This is a genomic window from Pseudomonas sp. GW821-FHT04D07, assembly GCF_059420225.1.
Genome location: NZ_JBWKTH010000009.1, coordinates 1 through 20812, shown reverse-complemented (window position 1 = coordinate 20812; position 20812 = coordinate 1). Strand labels below are relative to the sequence as shown.

Genomic DNA, 20812 nt, shown 5'->3' with positions numbered 1-20812 from the left:
CGGAGCGTCTTGAAACGCAAACGACGGTGACGCCACAACTTCAACTCAATGCAAATAGTCCTGGAGCCGGTAATAAGCACCTACCAGCGGCAGGAACCAGGGTTTGCCGAAATGCCCGGGAATCGCCGGCCAGTCGAGTTCGCGCCAGGGATTGGCCTCGACCTTGCCGGCCATCACCTCGGCCATGACCTGGCCCATGTGCACCGACATCTGCACCCCATGGCCGCTGTAGCCCATGGAGTGATAAACCCCGCCATGCTGGCCGGCACGCGGCAGCCGGTCGGACGTCATATCGACCAACCCGCCCCAGCAGTAGTCGATCTTGACGTTGGCCAACGACGGGAACATCTGCACCATCGCGGCTCGCAACACCTTGCCGCTCTTGGCATCGGAGACACTGTCGGACATCGCAAACCGCGCACGGCCGCCAAACAGCAGGCGGTTGTCCGGGGTCAGGCGGAAGTAGTTACCGATCATGCGACTGGTCACATACGCTCGCCGACCGGGCAGCAACTGCTCGATCAGGGCCTGGGGCAGGACCTCGGTGGCGATCACGAAACTGCCCACCGGCACGATCCGCCGCCGATACCAGCCCAACCCGCCGTGCTGACAGGCGCCAGTCGCCAGCAGCACTTGCCCGGCGTGCAGCGAGCCCTTGGCGGTGTTGACCTGATAGCCGCCGGCCCGGGCGTTCCAATCCGTCACCGGCGTGTCCTGATAGACCAACGCGCCATGGCGTACGGCGGCCTCGGCCAGACCGACACCAAAGCGCCCGACATGCATCTGCACGCCGTTGCGCTGCAGCAAGCCACCGTGGAACTGGGCCGAGTCGACTTCAGCGCGAATCTGCTCGGCAGACAGCAGCTCGACATCGGCATCGACTTCCCGACGAATCAGCTCACAGGTCCGTGCCAGGCCCTCGTAATGCATCGGCTTGGCGGCCAACTTGAGCTTGCCGTTACGCTTGAGGTCGCAGGCAATCTGCTCCTGCTCCACCAGCGCAACCACGCTTTGCACGGCACTCTCGTAGGCTTTGTAATAGGCCCGCGCCCGGTCGGCCCCGAGACTGGCGCTCAGGCTCGCGTAATCCTGGGCCACGCCGGTATTGCACTGACCACCGTTGCGACCCGAGGCTTCACCGATCACCCGACCGGCTTCCAGCACCACCACACTGGCGCCCTGCAAGGCCAGCGCCCGAGCCGCCGCCAGGCCGGTGAAACCGCCACCGATAATGGCCACGTCGACCTGCCCGGGCAACGCGCCGAGCTGTGCACCGGTAAACGCCGGTGCGGTGTCGAGCCAGTAGGATTCACTGCCCATGTCTGATCCGCCTATGCCAAAACCGCCTGTGCCAAAAAGAATGCCGTTACGACTCAGAGACCGACCAGCGCGGCCAGCCCACCGATGTCGCTGATCTGCTGGTAGCCGTAGAAGGCATTGGCCGGCACTTCGTGGCCACGGGCGACGAAGGCCTTGTTCCTGATCTTCATGTCGTGGGCCGGCATCAGGTCGTAGCGGAAGCTCGACGACACATGCAAGATGTCCTCCGGGCCGCAGTTGAGGTGGTCGAGCATGTACTCGAACGCCGCCAGACGCGGCTTGTAGGCCTGTGCCTGTTCGGCGGTAAAGACTTTATGAAACGGTGCGCCGAGCTTGTCGACGTTGGACATGATCTGGCTGTCGCTGGCGTTGGAGAAAATCACCAGGGGGATTTTATCGGCGATTTTCGACAGGCCGGCCGGTACATCCGGGTGCGGACCCCAGGTCGGCACCGCGTCGTAATACAGCTGACCTTCGTCCCGGTATTCGATGCCCCAACGCTTGCAGGTCCGCGCCAGGGCGGTCTTGAGGATTTCGTCATACGGCATCCAGTCACCCATGACCTGGTCCAGACGATAGGCGGAGAAGTCCTTGACGAACTGATCCATCTGCTCGGGCACGACACGATCGGCGAACAGCTCGCGAGTCATCGTTCCCATGTGGAAATTGGTCAGCGTACCGTAGCAGTCGAACGTAATGAATTTGGGACGAAGAAAGCTCATTGAGTGCGGTCCTGAAGTTCGTTGAGGTCATGGCGTGACAAGCATTCGCTCCGTTTCAGGAGCCGTGGTGCAACGCTGCAGCACACCGTCATTACAACACCGTGAAATCAGCAGATGGCGTTAAAAGTGACCTCTGCTCGATACAAACCACCGTTTTAGCGCCTCCCCTCAGCAGACTTTGCGGGCCGCTCCAGCCTTGGGCAAACCCCGTATTTATGCGCGCTTATGGACCTTTATAGCCCTATGAAGCTTCAATGCGCACTGAACCACCGCAGAACCTGCGCCGAGCCGAACGAAAACGGGCGCCTCCCTGGGGAAGCGCCCGTTCAAGGGTGCATTTGAGCGTTTTTGAGGCGAGCCGATTAGCCGGCAATCCACGGAGCACTCCACAAAATGGACGGCGAGTTGTAAACCCAGGCCTGCATCGTAGAAAAAAAGCGCAAGCATTTGCTGCCGACCTTGCGCGGCAATTAAGTAGTAAGTGTGGTCTGTGAGCCTTGGGCGTTCGCAATCTGCCGAATGTTCCAGCCCCCCTTGTCAGGCCTTCACGCAGATGGGATACAGGCACCCTCGCGCCGTGATTCCGGGCGCTCGTGCACACGGCTTAACGGAGACTCGCCATGTCCGCCCCGCAACCAACTGCTTATGTCTATCGGCCGATGACGGCTGCCGATCTGCCCTCGGCCCATGCCTTGTCCGTGCAACTGAAGTGGCCCCATCGCCTGGATGACTGGGCCATGTTGCAACGCATCAGCGACGGCTTCGTGGTCCTGGATGGCGAGCGTCTGATCGGCACGGCATTCGCCTGTCCGCAAGGCGAGTTCGCCACCATCGGCCTGGTGATCGTCAGCGACGACTACCAGGGCCAGGGTATCGGTCGTCAGTTGATGGAGCGGATGCTCAACGCCTGTCAGTCACGCACCCCGATGCTGAACGCCACCTTGGCCGGCGCGCCGCTTTACACAAGTCAGGGCTTTATCGAGTTCGGCCGGATTCAGCAGCATCAAGGTCAAGCCCATGCGCCCGCCCCCGAGCCATTGGCCGATGGTGAAGTCTGTCGCCCGCTACACGAGGCCGACCGGACTCGTCAACTGGCTCTGGCCAACGCAGCCAGCGGGCTGGAGCGCAAAACCGTACTCATGGACCTACAGGATGTGGTCGAGCATTCAGTGGGTATCGAGCGCGACGGCCAGTTGCACGCTTTCGCCCTGCTACGCCCATTTGGTCGTGGTCGTTGCATCGGCCCGGTAGTCGCAGAAAATCCCGAACAAGCCAAACACCTGATCGCCGCGTTACTGGCCCAAGTGCCGGACGCATTCGTACGCATCGACATTCCAGCGGACAGTGGCTTGAGCGAGTGGCTGGTATCGGCCGGTCTCAAGCAGGTCGACACCGTGGCACAAATGGCGCGGGGCACACCGCCGCAAGCAGCCGATGGCTTCCGACAGTTCGCACTGGTCACCCAAGCCATTGGTTGAGCACCGCGCACGAAGAAGAAGTGCCATCCAATCCCCTCAAAGGCCCATTCCCAGGGAGCGTCACCCACATGTCTCAAGCTACTGTTCTGCTCTTGGCTCGCGCCGACGGCAGCCGTGTCACCACGTCTTTCAATGCGACCCGCTTGAGCGCCGCCGATCCATTCGGGGAACATCGTCAGGTTGCCTATACCGGGACCGACGGTATCTGCGCGGGGATTGTGAGCACTGGCCAGGCACTCGATATCGATGTGTTCCCGCACACTGAAATGATCGTGGTCCACGCCGGCAACGTCGTGCTGCAATCCCAAGGCCAGACGCTGAAACTGGGTATCGGCGCGAGCGCCGTGATCGGACGCGGTACAACACTCCGGCTCCTGGCACAGCCCGATACTCGCTGGGCATTCTGTGCCGTCATCGACCCCACGGCCGAACCGACACCAGGACTGACAGCGCTGGACCCGCAAGCGCTGCTCTCCCCCTCGGCCGCCCCGGAACCGCACATACTGATCGGGCCCACCCCGCAGTGTCGGTCAGCTAATGCCTTCGAAGACGCCAGCAGCGACCTGCGCGTCGGCGTCTGGGACTCGACACCTTACGAACGCCAGGGTCGAGCGCACAAACTCAATGAGCTGATGCACCTGATTGAAGGCAGCGTCATCCTGCTGGGACCCGAAGGTACACGCCTGACGGTCAACACCGGTGACACGGTGTTCGTACCACAAGGCGCGTCATGCGCCTGGAAAAGCACCGGCTACGTGCGCAAGTTCTACGCGGTGAAATAAACCCGTGGCGCAACGCCGATTCCGCTGCGCCTGGCCAGCCCCTTACAAAGTGACCACGCGCCGCTGGACAAACCGATCCACATACTCATCCGCCGGCGCATGCAAAATCTCCTTCGGCGTGCCGACCTGGATCAACTTGCCATCCTTGAGAATCGCGATGCGATTGCCGATCCGTACCGCTTCATCCAGGTCATGGGTGATAAACACGATGGTCTTGTGCAGCGTCTTCTGCAGCTCCAGCAACTGATCCTGCATCTCGGCGCGGATCAGCGGATCAAGGGCGCTGAAGGCTTCATCCATCAGGATGATGTCGGTGTCCGCCGCCAAGGCCCGGGCCAGACCGACTCGCTGGCGCATACCGCCCGACAGCTGGTGTGGGTACTTGTCCTCGTAACCCTTCAGGCCCACGGTATTGATCCAGTGCAAGGCGCGCTCGGCGCAGACTTCCTTGCTTTCGCCACGGACCTTGAGAGCGTAGGCGACGTTTTCCTGCACGCTCTTGTGGGGCAACAGGCCAAAGCTCTGGAACACCATGCTGATCTTGTGCCGACGAAACTCGCGCAACGCCTCCATGTCGTACTGGAGGATGTCCACGCCATCCACCAGGATCGCGCCGCTGGTCGGGTCGATCAGGCGGTTGAAATGCCGCACCAGGGTCGACTTGCCGGACCCCGACAGACCCATGATCACGAAGATCTCGCCGGTACCAACGCTCAGTGACAGGTCGTTGACCCCGATCACGCAGCTGGTTTCGGCCAGGACCTGATCCTTGGTCTTGCCCTGGCGAATCAGGTTCAGTGCATCTTCAGTGCGGGCACCATAGATCTTGAAGACGTTCTTGACTTCGATCTTGTTCATCGGTGTCATGCTCATTTGCTCACCTCATGCCGTGATCGACCATAGGCCTGGGTGATGCGGTCGATCACCACCGCGAGAATCACGATCGCCAGGCCGGCTTCCAGGCCGCGTCCGACGTTGAGGGTTTGAATCCCAACCAGCACGTCTTCGCCCAAGCCACGGGCACCGATCATCGAGGCAACCACCACCATCGACAGCGCCATCATGGTGGTCTGGTTGATCCCGGCCATGATGCTCGGCAGGGCCAGCGGCAGTTGCACGCCGAACAGTTGCTGCCAGCGGTTGGCGCCAAAGGCGTTGATCGCTTCCATCACCTCGCCGTCGACCTGGCGAATGCCCAGGTCGGTCAGACGGATCAACGGCGGCGCCGCGTAGATCACCGTGGCGAAGATCGCCGGGACCTTGCCCAGGCCGAACAGCATCAGCACCGGAATCAGGTACACGAAGCTGGGCATGGTCTGCATGATGTCCAGCAGCGGCATCAGCACCGAACGCAGGCGATTGCTGCGCGCCGAAAGAATGCCCAGCGGAATCCCGATCAGCACCGAGATCAGGGTCGCCACCAGCATCAGCGCCAGGGTCTGCATCAGCTTGTCCCACAGGCCGACCGCGCCGACCAGGAACAACAGGCCGACGATCACCAGGGTGGTCACCCACTTGCGAGTGGCGTGCCAGGCGATACCGCCGACAATAGCCAGCATCAGCCACCAGGGCGCCAGACGCAGCAGGCCTTCCAGATTGACGATGGCCCATAGCAGGGTGTCGGAGATCTGGCGGAACACATCACCGTAATGGGTCACCAGTGCATCGACCCAACTGTTGACCCAGTCGGCGATGGAAAATGTGAAACGCTCGGGAAACATTGGAACCCTCGATCAAGTGGTTGTAGGGTCCGAGCGAAAACGAGCCGAGCGGCGATCAGCCAGTTTTTAACGCTGCATGATCGTCGCGCAGGCCGTTTACGCCGGCGCCGGCGAACTTCCCGGCCAGCCTCTCGGATAGCCGGGAGGTCGTCGAGCTACAGAGCCGCGTTGATTTTCTTCGCAGCGTCAGCGCTGACCCAGGCCTGCCAGACCTCAGGGTGCTCCTTGAAGAAGATCCTCGCCAGTTTGGGAGAGTCGATATGCTCCTTGGTCATCCGGGCCAGGTTCTGGTTCAGCAGGTCGATCGGCAGATTGACCTTCTCCAGCACCGCAACCAGTTCTGGCGCCTGCTCATGGAAAGCCTTGGAAAGCCCCACCTGGATACTGATCTTTTTATCGATACCCGGCTTCTCTTCCAGCTTGACCAGATCGACTTGCCCCATCAACGGCGTCGGCGACCAGTAGTAGAAGAGGATCGGCTCGCCACGCTTGTAGCTCGACAGTACGGCGGCATCCAGTGCCGGGCCGGTACCCGGACGGAAATTCGTGTAGCTCGCTTCGAGCCCGTAACTTTTCAGCATCTCGCTATTTTCCAGCTCGCAGGTCCAGCCGGCCGGGCAGTTATAGAAACGGCCCTTGCTCGGCTCCTCCGGATCCTTGAACAGTCCGGCGTAGCGGCTCAGATCGGCGATGTTCTTCAGCTCGGGGGCCTTGGACTTGAGGTTGCGCTTGGCATCGCCTTCGACCACATAACGCGGCACGTACCAACCTTCGGTGGCGCCAACGATCGGGGCGCCGACACCCAGGACCTTGCCGCTTTTCGCCGCTTTGTTCCAGACGTCGCTGCGACCGACCCATTCCTCGGCCAGGACTTGAATATCGTTGCTGCTCAGGGCGTTTTCCATGGTGATGGAGTTACCCGGCAAGGTGTCGATTGCACAGCCATAACCGTCCTTGAGCACGATCTGCAGCACCTCGGTGAGCAACATGCCGCTCTCCCAATTGAGCCCGGCGAATTTCACCGGTTTACCCGACTCGCACCAACTGGCGGCCTGGCTCGCAGCACTACCGGCCAACAGGCCGAGGGAAATCAGTGTGGCGGTAAGGTTTTTTTTGATTTTCACAAGCGCACGCTCCAACACAGTGAACAAGGTTATGGCAGTGCAAGTGTTCGCCACCTCAGTGGCGAACGGCTGTCATCAAGGTGAAGCTCAAACTCCTTGATGTATCGTCGGGAACCAATCTTCGCGCAGTCTCTGACCGGTCTGCATCGCATGCCCTGGATACGGTGGAGAGGTCCGTCCTGGACGCTCGAAGTAACGTATATCGTCGCCCAACCAGCGCAGCGACAGCACCCGTCGGCGCTGCGCCGAGGCATTGCCCCTGGCGCCATGCACGGTGCGAAAATCGAACAACACCGCATCGCCGGGCTGCATCTCCCACTCGAGGACCTGCAGGCCCTCTTCCTTATCTGGATCGGGCGCATCGCGGTATCCGTCCGCATCCCGGTAAAAATCGCTTTGATCGGCCCAGTGGACGGGTTTTATCCCTTTCTCCCAACGGTGTGAGCCGGCAAGCAGACGCAGTGTCGACTCGCGTACCGGGTCCACGGGGATCCAGAAACTGACGCTCTGCTGTCCTTCGACAAAGTAATAGGGGATGTCTTGATGCCAGGGCGTGGCTTTCTGCGCCCCCGGTTCCTTGACCAGCACATGATCATGGAAGAACTGCGCCGAACGCGAACGCATGACGGCCGCGGCAACGGCGGCGGCAGGTGACTGTTCCACCGTTGCACGAAACTCTGGAATCCGCTGCCAGTTGCAATAGTCATCAAAAAAACCGCCCGGCTTGTCATCCTTCTCCACGTAGCGGCTGGCATAAACGCCTGGCTCCGTCAGGTTGCGCTCAATACCGGCGGCAATCGTCTCGATCCAATCAGTGAAAATACCGCGTAGACAAATCGCTCCATCGCGCTGGAACGCCTCGATATCTGTTTCGCCAAGGGTGAATGCGCTGTGTGCCATGACCTGAAACTCCTTGAAGGAGGAAATAAATGTGGGCGCTGGACAAATATTTCACGACACACAACAATGATAAAATAATAAGTATTGATGTATCACCAAAGAAAAACTTATGAAGTTCACCCTACGGCAACTCCGTTACGCGCTCGCCGCGGCCAAGCACAACAATCTCACTCAGGCTGCCGAAGAGTTGCACGTTTCCCAGCCCTCGATCTCCACGGCCATTACCGAACTGGAGGTCCTTTTCGGCCAGCCCCTGTTTGTTCGCCAGCGCGGTCTCGGCGTGTCCCTTACCCCGTTTGGGCGCACGGTGATGACCCAGGCAAAACGCGTCCTGGCCGAAGCGCGGAGCTTTTCGGATATCGGGAGCGATAGCAGTGACTTTGCCGGGGAACTGGTGCTGGGTTGTTACGCGGACCTGGCTCCGTACTGCCTGCCGCAGATCCTGAGACACCTCCAGCGCGACTATCCCCGGGTCACCGTCGATATGCGCGAAGGCGGCTTCGAATATCTGGGCAAGCGCCTTGCCGAAGGCGCCCTGGAGTTGGCGCTGACGTACGACCTCGGGTTGCCGGCCAACATGGAATGCGTGGAGCTGTGCCAGTTGACCGCCCATGCCCTGCTGCCGGCCGATCACCCGCTGGCGAACGAGCCTCGTGTCAGTCTGGCGGCACTGAGCGAATGCAACCTGGTGGTGACGGATCAGATCCATAGCTGGCAGCACGTGCTGGATCTATTCAGCTTCCACGGTCTCGCCCCCGCAAGCGTACAACGGACCCACAGCTTCGAATTTCAACGCAGCCTGGTGGCCAACGGGTTCGGTGTGGCGCTGACCTATACCCGCCCCTATGGCGACCGTAGCTACGATGGTCAGCCCCTGGTCTGTCGCCCCATACGCGAAGAGCTACCGGCCCAGCGCATCGTCCTGGCCTATGATCAGCGCTACCCTTTAACGCCACCTGCCGAGGCGTTCAAGATGCAAGCGCTGGCCTGGTTCGCGGAACGACTACCGTTTGCGTCAAATTGACGATTGCGCGGGGCGCATCCAGCGCTGCTCGTGCGGGTAAAACCCGGACGAGCCATGGGTTCAATGCCGGGTCTTGCGCTCCAGTAAGCGCACCCCCAGCGAGAGCGGATAACACAGCGCAAAATAAATCGCCCCCACGAGGATGTAGATCTCCAGCGGCATGAAGTACACGCTACTCAAGTCCTGAGCCCGCAGCATCAAATCCGGCGCCGCGATCAGCGATGCCACGGACGTGTCCTTCAACAACGAGATCGCCACGTTGCCGATGGGCGCCAGCACGATACGAATGGCCTGGGGCAACACGACCCAGCGCAACACCTTGAGATGAGGCATACCAATCGCCTTCGCCGCTTCCACCTGCCCCTTGGGCACCGCCTCCAGACCCGAACGGTAAATCTCCGACAGATAAGCCGCCGCATTCAGCCCCAGGCCGATCATGGCCGCCTGGAAAGAGCTGAATTGAACGCCGACTTCGGTCAGGCTGAAGTAGACGATGAACAGTTGCACCAGCGCCGGGGTGCCGCGAAACACCTCGATGTAGATCAGCGCCGCACGGCGCAATGGCCGATTGCCCGAGAGTCGCGCCAGCGCCACCAGCAGCCCGACGATCAAACCAATGACCAGCGCGCCGAACGCCAACTGCAGCGTGGCCCAGGCCGCAGCCAATAACTCGACATGGGTTGCTTCCCACAACTCGCCATAACCCATATCAATTCTCCTTCACGACTTTGAGTCGCCGTTCGGTCCGCGCCGCCCAGTGGGAAAGCACCAGGCTCAACACCAGGTAGATGATCGCCAGCAGAAAGTAGATCTGATTGGTCTGGTAGGTTTCACTGACCAGCATCCGTGCCTTGAACGTCAGCTCCGGCACCGCCGCCGCCGATGCCAGGGACGTGTCCTTGAGCAGGCCGATGGCGAAGTTGGCCATCCCCGGAATGGCCACCTTGAACGCCTGGGGCAACACGATGATGCGCATCGCCAGGGAGCGGGTCATACCGATGGAAAACGCCGCCTCGCTTTGCCCGCGGTCGATCGTGCGGATGCTTGAACGGAACACTTCCGACAGGATCGCCGCACCGTTCAGACCAAAGCCGATGATTGCCGCACCGATCGCCGGCAGCGTGATGCCGATATACGTCAGCCCGAAGTAGAGGATGAACAGCTGGGTCAGGATCGGTATGTTGCGAAACACCTCCAGATACACGCTCGCAATCAAACTCAACACACGGCTGCGCGAGAGCCGCATCAACGCCAGGCAAAACCCCAGCAACGTCGCCACGACGAACGCAGCGGTAGTCAAGCCAACAGTGGTCAGCGCGCCGATGCCCAGCACATTCAAAAAGTACGGCAGCATCTCGATGGCTTTGTGCAGTGCAGTCGAATCGAACATCGATCAGTGCTCCTGCACGGCACGGATAAAGGAACGGGTGCGTTCGACCTGGCTCTCACGAAAGATCTGTCGGGGCGGCCCCTGCTCGACAATGTTACCGTCGGCCATGAAGATCACCTGATCGGAGACACTTTCGGCGAAATGCATTTCGTGGGTCACGATAATCATCGTCATGCCCTCCTCCGCCAGCTTGCGCATGACGGTCAGCACTTCACCCACCAGTTCCGGGTCCAGCGCCGAAGTCGCCTCGTCGAACAGCATCAGCTTGGGGCGCATCGCCAGCGCCCGGGCGATAGCGATGCGCTGCTGTTGCCCACCCGAGAGCTGTTCCGGGTAGACGTCACGCTTGGCGAACATGCCCACCTTGTTCAGCAGGTCTTCGGCCAGCTCCACCGCTTCCGCGCGACTGCGCTGTTGCACCTTGAGCGGGCCGAGGATGATGTTTTCCAGTACCGAGAGGTGCGGAAACAGGTTGAAGCGCTGGAACACCATACCGATCTCGGTGCGCATCCGCGCCAGCTCCTTATCACTCATGGGCACTTTCCGTGTGCCCACCAGCCGCTGGCCGATCAGTTCGTTATCGATGTAAATATCACCTTTGGTCGGCTCTTCGAGGTAGTTGACGCAGCGCAGCAAGGTGGTCTTGCCCGACCCGCTGGGTCCGATCAGCGAGATCTTCTGACCCTGCTGTACATCGAGGTCGATACCTTTGAGAACGTCCAGGCTACCGAAGGACTTGTAGAGTCCCTCGATCCGCACCAGTGGGGTTGATTCAGCCATGTGCAATGTCCGTGAGTGGATGAGGCCAAGCGTGATCGCGACGTCGATTCAGGCGAAGGACTGGCTGAAATCCCGCGGCGGGTGTTCGAACGGCCCGATGAGGTTGCCCTTTTCGTCCCGATCCACACCGATGCGCGGATCCTTGGCCGGAGGCGCGAGGTAGTCCGGGTTCTTGATCCCGTACTTGGCGAGGATCGGCTGGATCTGATCGGTACTCTTGAGCCAGCGCAGGCCCTGGTTCACGCCATCGAACAAATCCTGGTTCTGCGGATGAACGCCCCAGATCGCCTCGAACTTGGCGGTCAGGCTGGGGAATTTTTCATCGTAGGACATGGGGATCTGTTTGAGCTTGAGGCTGGGGTCCTGAAGGATCATATAGTCGATGGTCGGAGCATCCAGCACGGCAAAATCCAGGCGCCCGGCCCGCACGTCACGCAGGCAGGAGTCGGTGTTGTCGTAGAGTTTGACCTCTTTCACACCGTCGATTTTCTTCATGTCCGGGATGGTGAAATAGCCAGTAATGGCACCGATGGTGCGACCTTTGACATCGTTCACCGTGATGGACGTCTCGAACGGCTCGCTGTCACGCATGATCACGTAGGCACCGGTGTAGAACACCGGGTCGGTCAATAGCAGGATCTTCGAGCGCATCGGGTTCCAGGCGAAGTTGCCGCCGAACCAGTCGGCACGTCCCGACCTGACGGCTTCGACCACCGCCGGGAAGCCCATGGTCAGTACGTCGAGCTTGAGTTCCAGGCGATCGGCAATGATCTTCAGCAACTCCAGGTCGGTGCCGACCGGAACACCTTCGCGCAACGCGCCCAAGGGCATATCACCGAGGCAGGCCGCCGTCAGGTAGCCAGGGCGCACGGTCTTGATCGGTTTGCCGGCGGCGAAGGCGAAGGACATCGGGCCCATCGCAGTGCCCACCAACGCCGCCAGCGAACCATAGCCAGTGGCTTTGAGCAGCCCACGCCGAGAGAGTCCCCGGGTGTCGAATTTGAAGTCGGACATAGATCACCTATTGGTTAATGATTGTTCTGGACCATTACAAGCCGTACAACTCAGGCGCCGTCCATGGCTCGATCATCCTGGGTCTCATCACCCAAAACACCCGCGATCACTCTCACCACAGCATAGGGCAGCCGTGCCAACCGCCACATTTCGCGACTCAGTCGCGCCGCGCCCCGGCCTCCGGCATACTCTGTGCCGCCCACGAACGAGCTGAACAGCCGGTGGCTGCCGGGACGAGTCCGGTTAGAACGTGTCGATTGCCATGTGCGTACCCCGCAGAGCTGGGATGACAGCCATCTTTTTTATTGTGATGCATGACAAGCATTACAACTCACACACTAATCACGGTTTTTTCGCTTGTCAACAGGACTTGTATCAGATAAAAAGCAATACAAATTTGCTTATTGTCTTGCAGCAAGCATGACAAGCAGGGATAAAGCACCATGAGTCAATTCGAACAACTGCTGGACGAACTCAAGGCAAGCGCTGCCTTGCAGCGTGACAAAGCGGAAACCCTTTACGCCCAACTGGCCGACTCACTGGCTGAAGCGATCGGCAACGGCAAGCTCAAGCCGGGCGAGCGCCTGCCGCCGCATCGCGAGTTCGCCAGCGCACTGGGGGTGAACATCACCACGGTGACCAAGGCCATGGCCGTGCTGCAGCAGAAAGGCCTGGTCGAAAGCCGACCGGGGCGCGGCACACAAGTTGCCCTGCCACGGCATCCGGCCGCGCAGTTCCAGTCGGCACCGAGCAACGACCCGGGCACCGTGGACCTCAGCGTCAACCGGCCGGCCACCGATGGTTTCAACCGGGTGCTGGCGCAGTTACTGCCGCGTCTCTCCAGCGACCCGCGCTTTACCGACATGAAGGACTATCACCCGTCCGAAGGCCCGCTCTGGGCCCGTGAAGCCGCGGCGCAGTGGTTGCGCCACACCGGCGTACACGCCGAAGCCGGGCAGATGCTGATCGTCGAGGGGGCCCAACATGGCATCGCCAATACCTTGCGCAGCCTGACCAACAGCGGTGACACCGTGCTGGCTGACAGCGTGACCTATCAAGGCATCAACGCCCTGTGCCGTTCCTTGGGGCTGATTCTGGTCGGGGTCGACGCCGACGCCCGCGGCATGTCACCCGAAGCCTTGCGCCTGGCCTGCGCCGAACATCAACCACGGCTGCTGTTTCTGGTGCCGTCGATCCATAACCCGACCGCCATTACCCTTGATGCCGAGCGCCGCGAGGCTCTGGCCGCAGTGATTCGCGAAACCAACCTGCTGGTGATCGAGGACGATGTCTATCGGCCTCTGCTGGATCAATCGCCGCCCTCATTCGCCTCACTGATGCCGGAGCGGACGATTTATATTTCAGCCCTGTCCAAATGCATCGCCCCCGGGTTACGCATGGGGTTTGTCATGGCGCCCCAACCGCTGGTGCAAGACATTGCCGCCATGCAACGCATCGATTGCTGGAGCACCTCGCCACTGACGGCACTGATCGCGACTCAGTTGATCGAGGATGGCCACGCCGAACACCTGGTCTCGGAACAACGCGAAGAATTGCGGATCCGCCAAGCACTGCTGGCCACTCATCTTGAAGGCCTGGAATTCCAGCACAGCGCCACCGGTACCCATGCCTGGCTGGTGCTGCCGGAACCCTGGACCGGCTCGCGTTTCGCCCGCCTGTGCCAGGACCGCGGCGTGGTGCTGCTGGCCGGCGGGGCCTTCACCCTGCGTCCGGAACTGTCGCCGCAAGCCGTGCGCATCAATATCTCCGCCGCCCTGTCGCGCGAGCATCTGGTCAAAGCCCTGGGGGTTATCAGCCAACTGGCGCGCCAGGGTCATCTCTACATGCACAACCGGATCTGAGGATATGACACAGCCAGTTCGTTGCGAAATTGCCGTTATCGGTGCGGGGGTTGTCGGGGTTGCGACCGCACTCTGGCTACGCCGCCAGGGTTACCAGGTATTGTTGCTGGAACGCGACGCGGTTGCCTGCGGGGCGTCTTACGGTAATGCCGGCACCCTTGCGCCCTACGGCGTGATGCCCATTGCCCAGCCAGCGTTGCTGAAGGCCATTCCGTCGCTGCTGTTTTCGCCGGACTCACCCTTCGTCATCAACTGGGCCCGCCTGCCCCGGTTGATGCCCTGGCTGTTGCGGTTTCTCAATGAATGTCGTGCCTCGCGCTGTGAAGCCAACACCCTGGCCCTGAGCAAAATACTGCAACACACCTACAGCGGTTATGCGCCGTTGCTGGCTGACTGCCCCGAGGCCGATCAGCACCTGCGTCACAACGGCTGCCTCTATGCCTACGGCACTGCGCAAGGTTTTGCCGGCGCTCAGGCCGCCATCGAATTACGTCGCTCCCTGGGTATCGCACAGCAGGTACTGAACGCCACAGAGGTCGAACAACTGGAACCGGCGCTGGCGGGTAAATCGGTGGCCGGCATTCTGTTTCCCGAGTCGTCCCATATGGATGACCCGCGCGCCTTCATCGAAGCGCTGGCGGCACCGCTGGTGGCGGAAGGAGCGTTGCACCAGGCAACGATTACTGGCCTGCAAAGGCACAGCGATGGCCTGCATCTGCTCAGCGCCGAAGGCCAGTCTTATCGCGCCGACCGGGTGGTGCTGTGTGGCGGCGCCTGGTCCGCGGCGCTGGCACGCCAGGTCGGCGATCACATTCCGCTGGATACCGAGCGCGGTTATCACATCGAATTTGACCTGCAAGACACCTTGCTCAACCGTCCCTGCTGCCCGGTGGAAAGTGCGTTCTATATGACCCCAATGGCCGGACGGCTGAGGGTAGCGGGCACGGTGGAGCTCGGCTCGATCGAAGACCCGGCCAACCCAAGGCGTTTTGACTATCTGGAACGCCACGTGCGCCAAGTCCTGGGCCTGAGCCAACCGGTCGCGCGCAAATGGCTCGGCTTCCGGCCGTCCTTGCCCGATTCGTTACCGGTCATTGGCCCATCACCGAACGAACCCCGGCTGATTTACGCCTTCGGCCATCAGCACCTGGGTCTGACCCTGGCCGGTGCGACCGGTCAATTGGTCGCCGACTGCATCGCCGGCAAGACGCCCCAATGGCTGGACAGTTTTTCCGTGCAACGTTTCTGAGCCACACCCTTTCACAGGAGATCAATTGATGCGAACAATCGAACGCAAACACACCAACCCACGCATGAGCCAGATCGTTATCCACGGCAACACCCTGTACCTGGCCGGACAAGTCGGCGACCCCCTGCACACTGTCGCCGAGCAGACCCGCGTGGCGCTGGCGCGGGTAGATGCCCTGCTGGAGGAAGCCGGCTCGAGCAGGGAACAGCTACTGCAGACAACCATTTGGCTGGCCGACATGGCCGACTTCGAAGCGATGAACGCCGTGTGGGATGCCTGGGTACCGGCAGGCCACGCCCCAGCGCGCGCCTGTGGCGAGGCGAAACTGGCGGATCCGCGGCTGTTGGTGGAAATTATCGTCTGCGCCGCCCGGGCCTGATCAATCTGCGATCCCGGTGCATAACCCGATAGGATTGCCCCCCAGTTCGCCTCGTCCCTAATCTGCTGGTTATTGCATGAGCACGGCGATGAACTGCGGCGCGAGGAGTTTGCGATGCCCGTCCATTCACACCTTCAGCCCTTCAAGGTCTTTCAGGTAACGGGCATGGCGCAGCTGATTCAACTTGTCCGGCCTCACACTTCTGACCGAAACGTGACGCAGCCACCATTCGATTTCACGATATAGCCCGACACAAGCCTGTTATTCCATTTGTGCAGTTTTAATTTATTTAATAGTACGTTTAAATCTATAAACGTCTTTTTAAATAACTGCCGGAGTACTCGCCTTTGAAAAAAACAGTCCTTCTACCACTGGGTCTCGCTCTGCTTGCGACCTGCTCCGTAGCACTCGCCGGTTCCACCCTCGATCGAGTGACAAAAAAAGGCGAACTCGTCGGTGTGTTGATGGAAAGCTACCCGCCCTTCTCCTTCCTGAACGATCAAAACCAACTGGATGGTTTTGACGTCGATGTCGCCAAGGCCGTGGCACAGCGCCTTGGGGTGAAGCTGCATCTGGAAACACCCTCCTGGGATGTGATCGCGGCAGGCCACTGGAGCGGACGCTATGACATCTGCGTCTGCTCGATGACCCCGAGCAAGGCCCGCGCCGAAGTGTTTGATTTCCCGGTGGAGTATTACCAGTCGCCAGCGGTCATTGTGGTGAACGCCAAGAACAATGGCATCGCCTCAGGCAAGGACCTCTCAGGCAAGAAAGTCGGCGTCATCAGCGCCTCCACCTACGAGGCCTATTTGAACAAGGATCTGGTGATCGAGGGGGCCGAGGACAAACCCCTGAAGTATCCATTCGATCAGGTCCAGGTGGCGCCCTACGACAATGAAACAGTGGCCTTCCAGGACCTTGCACTGGGGACCGGCGTGCGCCTTGACGCCATGGTCACCAACCTCATCACTGCCCGCGAACGGATTGCCCAGGACCCTCGCTTTAAAATTGCCGGCGACACCTTGTATGCGGAGCCCAACGTCGTGGCCGTGGAAAAAGGCGATGCGCAATGGAATGCCAAGGTCACGCAGATTGTTGCCCAGCTTAAAGCCGACGGGACACTCAGCAAGATCTCGCAGAAGTGGATCGGCGCCGATATCAGCCAATGACAGCCTTTGAGCCAAACCCGACAAGCGTGACTTCGGCAACCGACAGCAAGCCGCGTCGCTGGCACCCTCTATTGAGTTTCCGGGCCCGGCTGTATCTGACCTGGGCGATCATGCTTGGGTTGTGCGTGCTGTTTTTCATGAGCTTCGATCTGAAGTTCTCGATCATTCTGGATAAATGGCCGAACCTGGTCGGCCTGCGCCTGGGACCGAACGGCTTTCTGCAGGGGGCCGCACTGACGCTGTTCCTGTGCTTCTGTTCGATCTGGCTATCGCTACTGCTGGGCTTCGTGACGGCGTTGGCACGCTTGTCATCCAGCGCGGTAGCCTTCGGTGTGGCCAGTTTCTACGCCTCGTTTTTCCGCGGGACACCCCTGCTGATCCAGATACTGCTGATCTACCTGGGCCTGCCACAACTGGGTGTGGTGCCCGGGGCAATCAGCGCGGGCATCATTGCCCTCTCGCTGAACTACGGCGCCTACCTCAGCGAGATCTTTCGCGCGGGCATCATGGCCGTGGCACCCGGTCAGCGAGAGGCCGCAGCCGCCCTGGGCTTGCGCCCCACTGCGACCTTTGTGCACGTCGTCCTACCGCAAGCGATGCGCACAATCATTCCGCCGACCACCAGCCAGTTCATTTCCATGCTCAAGGACTCCTCACTGATTTCGGTCATGGGTGTCTGGGAAGTGATGTTCCTGGCGCAGTCGTATGGCCGCTCTTCCTATCGCTATATCGAAATGCTCACCACCGCCGCCGTCATCTATTGGCTGCTCTCCATCGGCCTGGAGCTGATACAGGTACGCCTTGAGCGGTATTACGGCAAAGGGTTCAAGAACCAGCGCTGAGCCCGCCCCTTCAACGACTTTTTCAGGAACGAAGATGTCCGATCAAAAACCTCTATTGTTTGCCCTCTACGAACAAGCCAGTGTCGGCTGCGGCGGTGCGCCAAGCCTCTGGACCCACCCGGCCGACGAGCGCCTGGCCATCAACTCCCTGGGCTACTGGACCAACCTGGCGCGCATTGCCGACCAGGCCAACCTCGACATGTTGTTCTTCGGCGATGTGCTGGGTTTCTACGATGTCTTTGGCGGCAATGCCGACGCCGCGATGAAGTGGGCTGTGGAAGCGCCGGCCAACGATCCGCTGATGATCATTCCCGCCCTGGCGGCGGTCACCGAGCATCTGGCCTTCGGTGTGACGGTCACCACCAGCTACGAACACCCCTTCACCCATGCCCGGCGCTTCAGCACCTTGGATCACCTGACCAATGGCCGTGTGGGCTGGAACATCGTGACCTCCTACCTGTCCAGCGCCGCCCGTAATTTCGGCCTGGAACAGATGATCAAACACGATGACCGCTATGAACGCGCCGAAGAGTTTCTCGATGTGGCGTACAAACTCTGGGAAGGCAGTTGGGCCAACGACGCCGTGGTGGCTGACAAGGTTCGTCAGGTGTATGCCCGGGGTGACCGGGTACGGCCGATCAATCACGCTGGCGAGCACTATCGCGTGGCCGGCCCGCATCTGACCTCACCGTCGCCACAACGCACACCGCTGTTGATCCAGGCCGGCTGGTCGGGTCGTGGTCGTGAATTCGCGGCCAAACATGCCGAGCTGATTTTCATCGCCAAATCCAACCCCCATGAGATTCGTCAGGGCCTGGAGGACATTTGGGCCAAGGCTCAGGCGCGCGGCCGTCAGCGCGAGGATGTGAAGTCCCTGACCGTGCTGCGGATTGTCACCGCCAAAACCGAGATTGAAGCCAAGCGCAAGTATGACGTTTTGCAAAGCAACTACCATCTTCAGGCGCAACTGGTCAGTTACGCGGGCGACACCGGCATCGATATCAGCCGCTATGCCGACAGTGATGCGTTGTCGACGCATACCGAAGGGTTGACGTCCTACGTCATGCACCCCGATGGCAGTGGCAAACCCTTGACCGCAGGCGACGTAAAACAGCGTTTTGCCAAGGTCACCCGCGGCAGCGACCTGATCCTGGTCGGCACCCCGCGACAAGTTGCTGAGCGGATCGAGGAGCATGCACGCCTCTGCGGTACCAGCGGCTACATGATCAATCCGCTGATCAGTCCCGGCTCACTCGAGGATTTCGTGGAGTTGATCATTCCCGAATTGCACAAGCGTGGCCTTTACAGAACCCAGCCACCCAGTGGGACCTTCAGGTCCAGGCTCAGGGAGGATGGCGGCAGTCACTTGCCTGATTCGGCTTATGGTGCTTCGTTCCGCTTCGACAGAGCTCTCTAGCGGAGCAGTGGCGTGCGACATAGGGGTACATCGAACGGATTACTGTACCCCTAATTTCCCTCTTAAAACGACTGGGTTCCAGCAGAACTGACTAGAGCCCAACGGAACGCCAAAACGAAAAAACCCGCCAGAAGGCAGGTTTTTTGGGAGTTCCAGAGAACCTGTAAGCGCTCTATGGAATGCAAGATGGTGCCCGAAGCCGGAATCGAACCGGCACGTCCTTACGAACGGGGGATTTTAAGTCCCATGCGTCTACCAGTTTCGCCATTCGGGCGGTAGCGCGGTGAAGCGGTCTACGCAGTGGCTTATTTTGCGAGCCAGAGGGCTTCAAAACCTGCCAGCCAACCTGGCGCCTGCGCGACAAGGGGACGAATATATACATCCCCATCCGGCGAAGCAAGTTTGCTGACGCCAATTCCCCACGCCACACACATTTCGCAACCATCTGATTTTCAAAGCATTGCCAGGTAGCACCTCTGACCTGGCATACCTCGAACCAAGCCCCCCCCCCCTCAAGAACCCTCCCGCCTGGCCAAGTCATTGGATTTCCGGGAGATATGCATCAAATTGATATCAGCGTGTAATTATTCCATCATAAACGGTCGACATAATAGATCCCAGCCGAAGGATCCGGCCCCATCCCAAGAAGCCCGCACATGCGGGCTTTTTGCTGTCTGCCCAGAAAGCATGTTGCTTGCCCCTGTCAACTTCGGGATTGACAAGGCAAGAACCGTCGCCTGACAATCGAGCCTCGTTGTACGACAACAGACAATGAAAACAACAATAAAGAGTCGCCTCAATGAACCGAGCCAAAACCCTGCAAGGCTTCCTCAGCGCCGCACTGTTGGCGAGCGCGCCACTGACCTGGGCCAACACCTATGTCTACGTTTCCAATGCCAACGACGGCACGCTCAGCAGTTATGAGCTGTCGGCAAAGGGGCAATTGCAGCCTCTGACCACCACCGAGGCCGGAGCGGGCGTCATGCCCCTGGCGCTGAGCCCCGACCACAGCAAGCTATACGCCTCCATCCGGGCCAAACCCTATTCGGTGGCGACCTACAGCATCAACCCCGCCAACGGTGCCCTCAATCACCTGAAGAACGCCAACGTTGCCGACAGCCTGGCCTACATCTCCACGGACAAGGCCGGTCACTACCTGTTCGGTGCGTCTTACGGCGAGGATCTGATCAGTGTCAATGCGATCGATGCCAAGGGTGTCGTGACCGATGATGTACGACAAGTCATCAAGACCGGCCCGAACGCTCACTCGATCATTGTCGATAAGACCAACCGCTTCGTGTACGCCGCCAACCTGGGTTCCGATCAGTACCTGGAGTTCAAATTCGACGCCGCCAGCGGCAAGCTCACGCCACTGGGCCATATCGATATGCCCAAGGGCAGTGGCCCGCGCCACCCGGTGATTTCTTCTGACAACCGCTTCCTCTACCTGCTCAGCGAAATGGCGGGCACCGTGACCACCTTTGCCATCGACCCGAAGGGCGGACGCCTGAGCGCGATCTCTGAAGTCAATGCAATTCCCGCCGACTCAGGGCTGGTCCGCGGTGTAGTGGTCAACTAATTCCGGACACCTCGATAGGTAATTTTGACACCATCGCCCGCTCGTAAACGGTCGGTGGCA

Annotated in this window: 21 protein-coding genes and 1 tRNA gene; 10 read left to right on the top strand and 12 right to left on the bottom strand. The window is 60.2% G+C overall.

From position 1 onward, the window contains the following. Nucleotides 1–45 precede the first annotated feature (45 nt). The gene (locus tag AC07T0_RS13415) at nt 46–1320 is read right to left on the bottom strand and encodes an NAD(P)/FAD-dependent oxidoreductase (protein WP_495001630.1); all 1275 of its coding nucleotides are present in this window, start codon (nt 1318–1320) and stop codon (nt 46–48) included. Nucleotides 1321–1373: 53 nt separating this feature from the next. Beyond that, complete coding sequence (locus AC07T0_RS13410; RefSeq protein ID WP_495001629.1) at nt 1374–2042, bottom strand: haloacid dehalogenase type II; 669 nt, start codon at nt 2040–2042, stop codon at nt 1374–1376. Nucleotides 2043–2662: 620 nt separating this feature from the next. On the opposite strand from AC07T0_RS13410, the gene AC07T0_RS13405 reads away from it, so the two are divergent. Both AC07T0_RS13405 and AC07T0_RS13400 read left to right on the top strand, forming a co-directional pair. Next, nucleotides 2663–3520: a GNAT family N-acetyltransferase gene (locus AC07T0_RS13405; RefSeq protein ID WP_495001628.1), complete on the top strand. Its 858-nt coding sequence runs from the start codon at nt 2663–2665 to the stop codon at nt 3518–3520. Nucleotides 3521–3588: 68 nt separating this feature from the next. Beyond that, nucleotides 3589–4302 (top strand): cupin domain-containing protein, encoded by a 714-nt coding sequence (locus AC07T0_RS13400; protein ID WP_495001627.1) that lies wholly within the window; start codon nt 3589–3591, stop codon nt 4300–4302. A gap of 42 nt (nt 4303–4344) precedes the next feature. On the opposite strand, the gene AC07T0_RS13395 is transcribed toward AC07T0_RS13400, so the two are convergent. From AC07T0_RS13395 to AC07T0_RS13380, 4 genes are all read right to left on the bottom strand, one after another. Beyond that, nucleotides 4345–5175 carry a quaternary amine ABC transporter ATP-binding protein gene (locus tag AC07T0_RS13395; RefSeq protein ID WP_495001626.1) on the bottom strand — a complete coding sequence of 277 codons (831 nt, stop codon included), beginning with the start codon at nt 5173–5175 and terminating at the stop codon, nt 4345–4347. Further along, on the bottom strand, nt 5172–6023 hold the full coding sequence (locus AC07T0_RS13390) for an ABC transporter permease (RefSeq protein WP_495001625.1): 852 nt from the start codon (nt 6021–6023) through the stop codon (nt 5172–5174). The genes AC07T0_RS13395 and AC07T0_RS13390 overlap by 4 nt, the downstream gene beginning before the upstream one ends. Before the next feature lie 155 nt (nt 6024–6178). Then, entirely contained in the window at nt 6179–7147 is a 969-nt protein-coding gene (locus tag AC07T0_RS13385; protein WP_495001624.1) for an ABC transporter substrate-binding protein, read from the bottom strand. A gap of 87 nt (nt 7148–7234) precedes the next feature. Next, entirely contained in the window at nt 7235–8047 is an 813-nt protein-coding gene (locus AC07T0_RS13380; RefSeq protein ID WP_495001623.1) for a phytanoyl-CoA dioxygenase family protein, read from the bottom strand. Between the two features lie 109 nt (nt 8048–8156). On the opposite strand from AC07T0_RS13380, the gene AC07T0_RS13375 reads away from it, so the two are divergent. Continuing rightward, nucleotides 8157–9071 carry a LysR family transcriptional regulator gene (locus AC07T0_RS13375; RefSeq protein ID WP_495001622.1) on the top strand — a complete coding sequence of 305 codons (915 nt, stop codon included), beginning with the start codon at nt 8157–8159 and terminating at the stop codon, nt 9069–9071. Nucleotides 9072–9131: 60 nt separating this feature from the next. Here the strand turns inward: AC07T0_RS13375 and AC07T0_RS13370 are convergent, their stop codons facing one another. From AC07T0_RS13370 to AC07T0_RS13355, 4 genes are read right to left on the bottom strand one after another with little or no spacing between them, the layout of a single operon-like run. Next, entirely contained in the window at nt 9132–9779 is a 648-nt protein-coding gene (locus AC07T0_RS13370; protein WP_495001621.1) for an amino acid ABC transporter permease, read from the bottom strand. Between the two features lies 1 nt (nt 9780). Next, a complete protein-coding gene (locus AC07T0_RS13365; protein ID WP_495001620.1) occupies nt 9781–10461 on the bottom strand; it encodes an amino acid ABC transporter permease in 681 nt (226 codons plus the stop codon). A gap of 3 nt (nt 10462–10464) precedes the next feature. After that, a complete protein-coding gene (locus AC07T0_RS13360; RefSeq protein WP_495001619.1) occupies nt 10465–11241 on the bottom strand; it encodes an amino acid ABC transporter ATP-binding protein in 777 nt (258 codons plus the stop codon). Between the two features lie 48 nt (nt 11242–11289). After that, complete coding sequence (locus AC07T0_RS13355; RefSeq protein ID WP_495001618.1) at nt 11290–12255, bottom strand: ABC transporter substrate-binding protein; 966 nt, start codon at nt 12253–12255, stop codon at nt 11290–11292. A 443-nt stretch (nt 12256–12698) separates the two neighbouring features. On the opposite strand from AC07T0_RS13355, the gene AC07T0_RS13350 reads away from it, so the two are divergent. From AC07T0_RS13350 to AC07T0_RS13340, 3 genes are read left to right on the top strand one after another with little or no spacing between them, the layout of a single operon-like run. Next, nucleotides 12699–14117 (top strand): aminotransferase-like domain-containing protein, encoded by a 1419-nt coding sequence (locus tag AC07T0_RS13350; RefSeq protein WP_495001617.1) that lies wholly within the window; start codon nt 12699–12701, stop codon nt 14115–14117. Nucleotides 14118–14121: 4 nt separating this feature from the next. Continuing rightward, nucleotides 14122–15366 carry an NAD(P)/FAD-dependent oxidoreductase gene (locus AC07T0_RS13345; protein ID WP_495001616.1) on the top strand — a complete coding sequence of 415 codons (1245 nt, stop codon included), beginning with the start codon at nt 14122–14124 and terminating at the stop codon, nt 15364–15366. Between the two features lie 28 nt (nt 15367–15394). Further along, a complete protein-coding gene (locus AC07T0_RS13340; RefSeq protein ID WP_495001615.1) occupies nt 15395–15745 on the top strand; it encodes a RidA family protein in 351 nt (116 codons plus the stop codon). Nucleotides 15746–15871: 126 nt separating this feature from the next. Here the strand turns inward: AC07T0_RS13340 and AC07T0_RS13335 are convergent, their stop codons facing one another. Then, on the bottom strand, nt 15872–15979 hold the full coding sequence (locus AC07T0_RS13335) for a hypothetical protein (protein WP_495001784.1): 108 nt from the start codon (nt 15977–15979) through the stop codon (nt 15872–15874). A gap of 113 nt (nt 15980–16092) precedes the next feature. Between AC07T0_RS13335 and AC07T0_RS13330 the strand changes: the two genes are divergently transcribed. From AC07T0_RS13330 to AC07T0_RS13320, 3 genes are read left to right on the top strand one after another with little or no spacing between them, the layout of a single operon-like run. Next, nucleotides 16093–16914 carry a transporter substrate-binding domain-containing protein gene (locus AC07T0_RS13330; protein WP_495001614.1) on the top strand — a complete coding sequence of 274 codons (822 nt, stop codon included), beginning with the start codon at nt 16093–16095 and terminating at the stop codon, nt 16912–16914. Continuing rightward, on the top strand, nt 16911–17756 hold the full coding sequence (locus tag AC07T0_RS13325) for an amino acid ABC transporter permease (RefSeq protein ID WP_495001613.1): 846 nt from the start codon (nt 16911–16913) through the stop codon (nt 17754–17756). The genes AC07T0_RS13330 and AC07T0_RS13325 overlap by 4 nt, the downstream gene beginning before the upstream one ends. A gap of 34 nt (nt 17757–17790) precedes the next feature. Next, the gene (locus AC07T0_RS13320; RefSeq protein WP_495001612.1) at nt 17791–19173 is read left to right on the top strand and encodes an LLM class flavin-dependent oxidoreductase; all 1383 of its coding nucleotides are present in this window, start codon (nt 17791–17793) and stop codon (nt 19171–19173) included. Between the two features lie 187 nt (nt 19174–19360). Here AC07T0_RS13320 and AC07T0_RS13315 read toward each other — a convergent pair. After that, nucleotides 19361–19447, bottom strand: a tRNA-Leu gene (locus AC07T0_RS13315). Nucleotides 19448–19972: 525 nt separating this feature from the next. Here AC07T0_RS13315 and AC07T0_RS13310 point away from each other — a divergent pair. Further along, nucleotides 19973–20752, top strand: a complete 780-nt coding sequence (locus AC07T0_RS13310) for a lactonase family protein (RefSeq protein WP_495001611.1) — start codon at nt 19973–19975, stop codon at nt 20750–20752. The last annotated feature ends 60 nt before the right edge of the window (nt 20753–20812 follow it).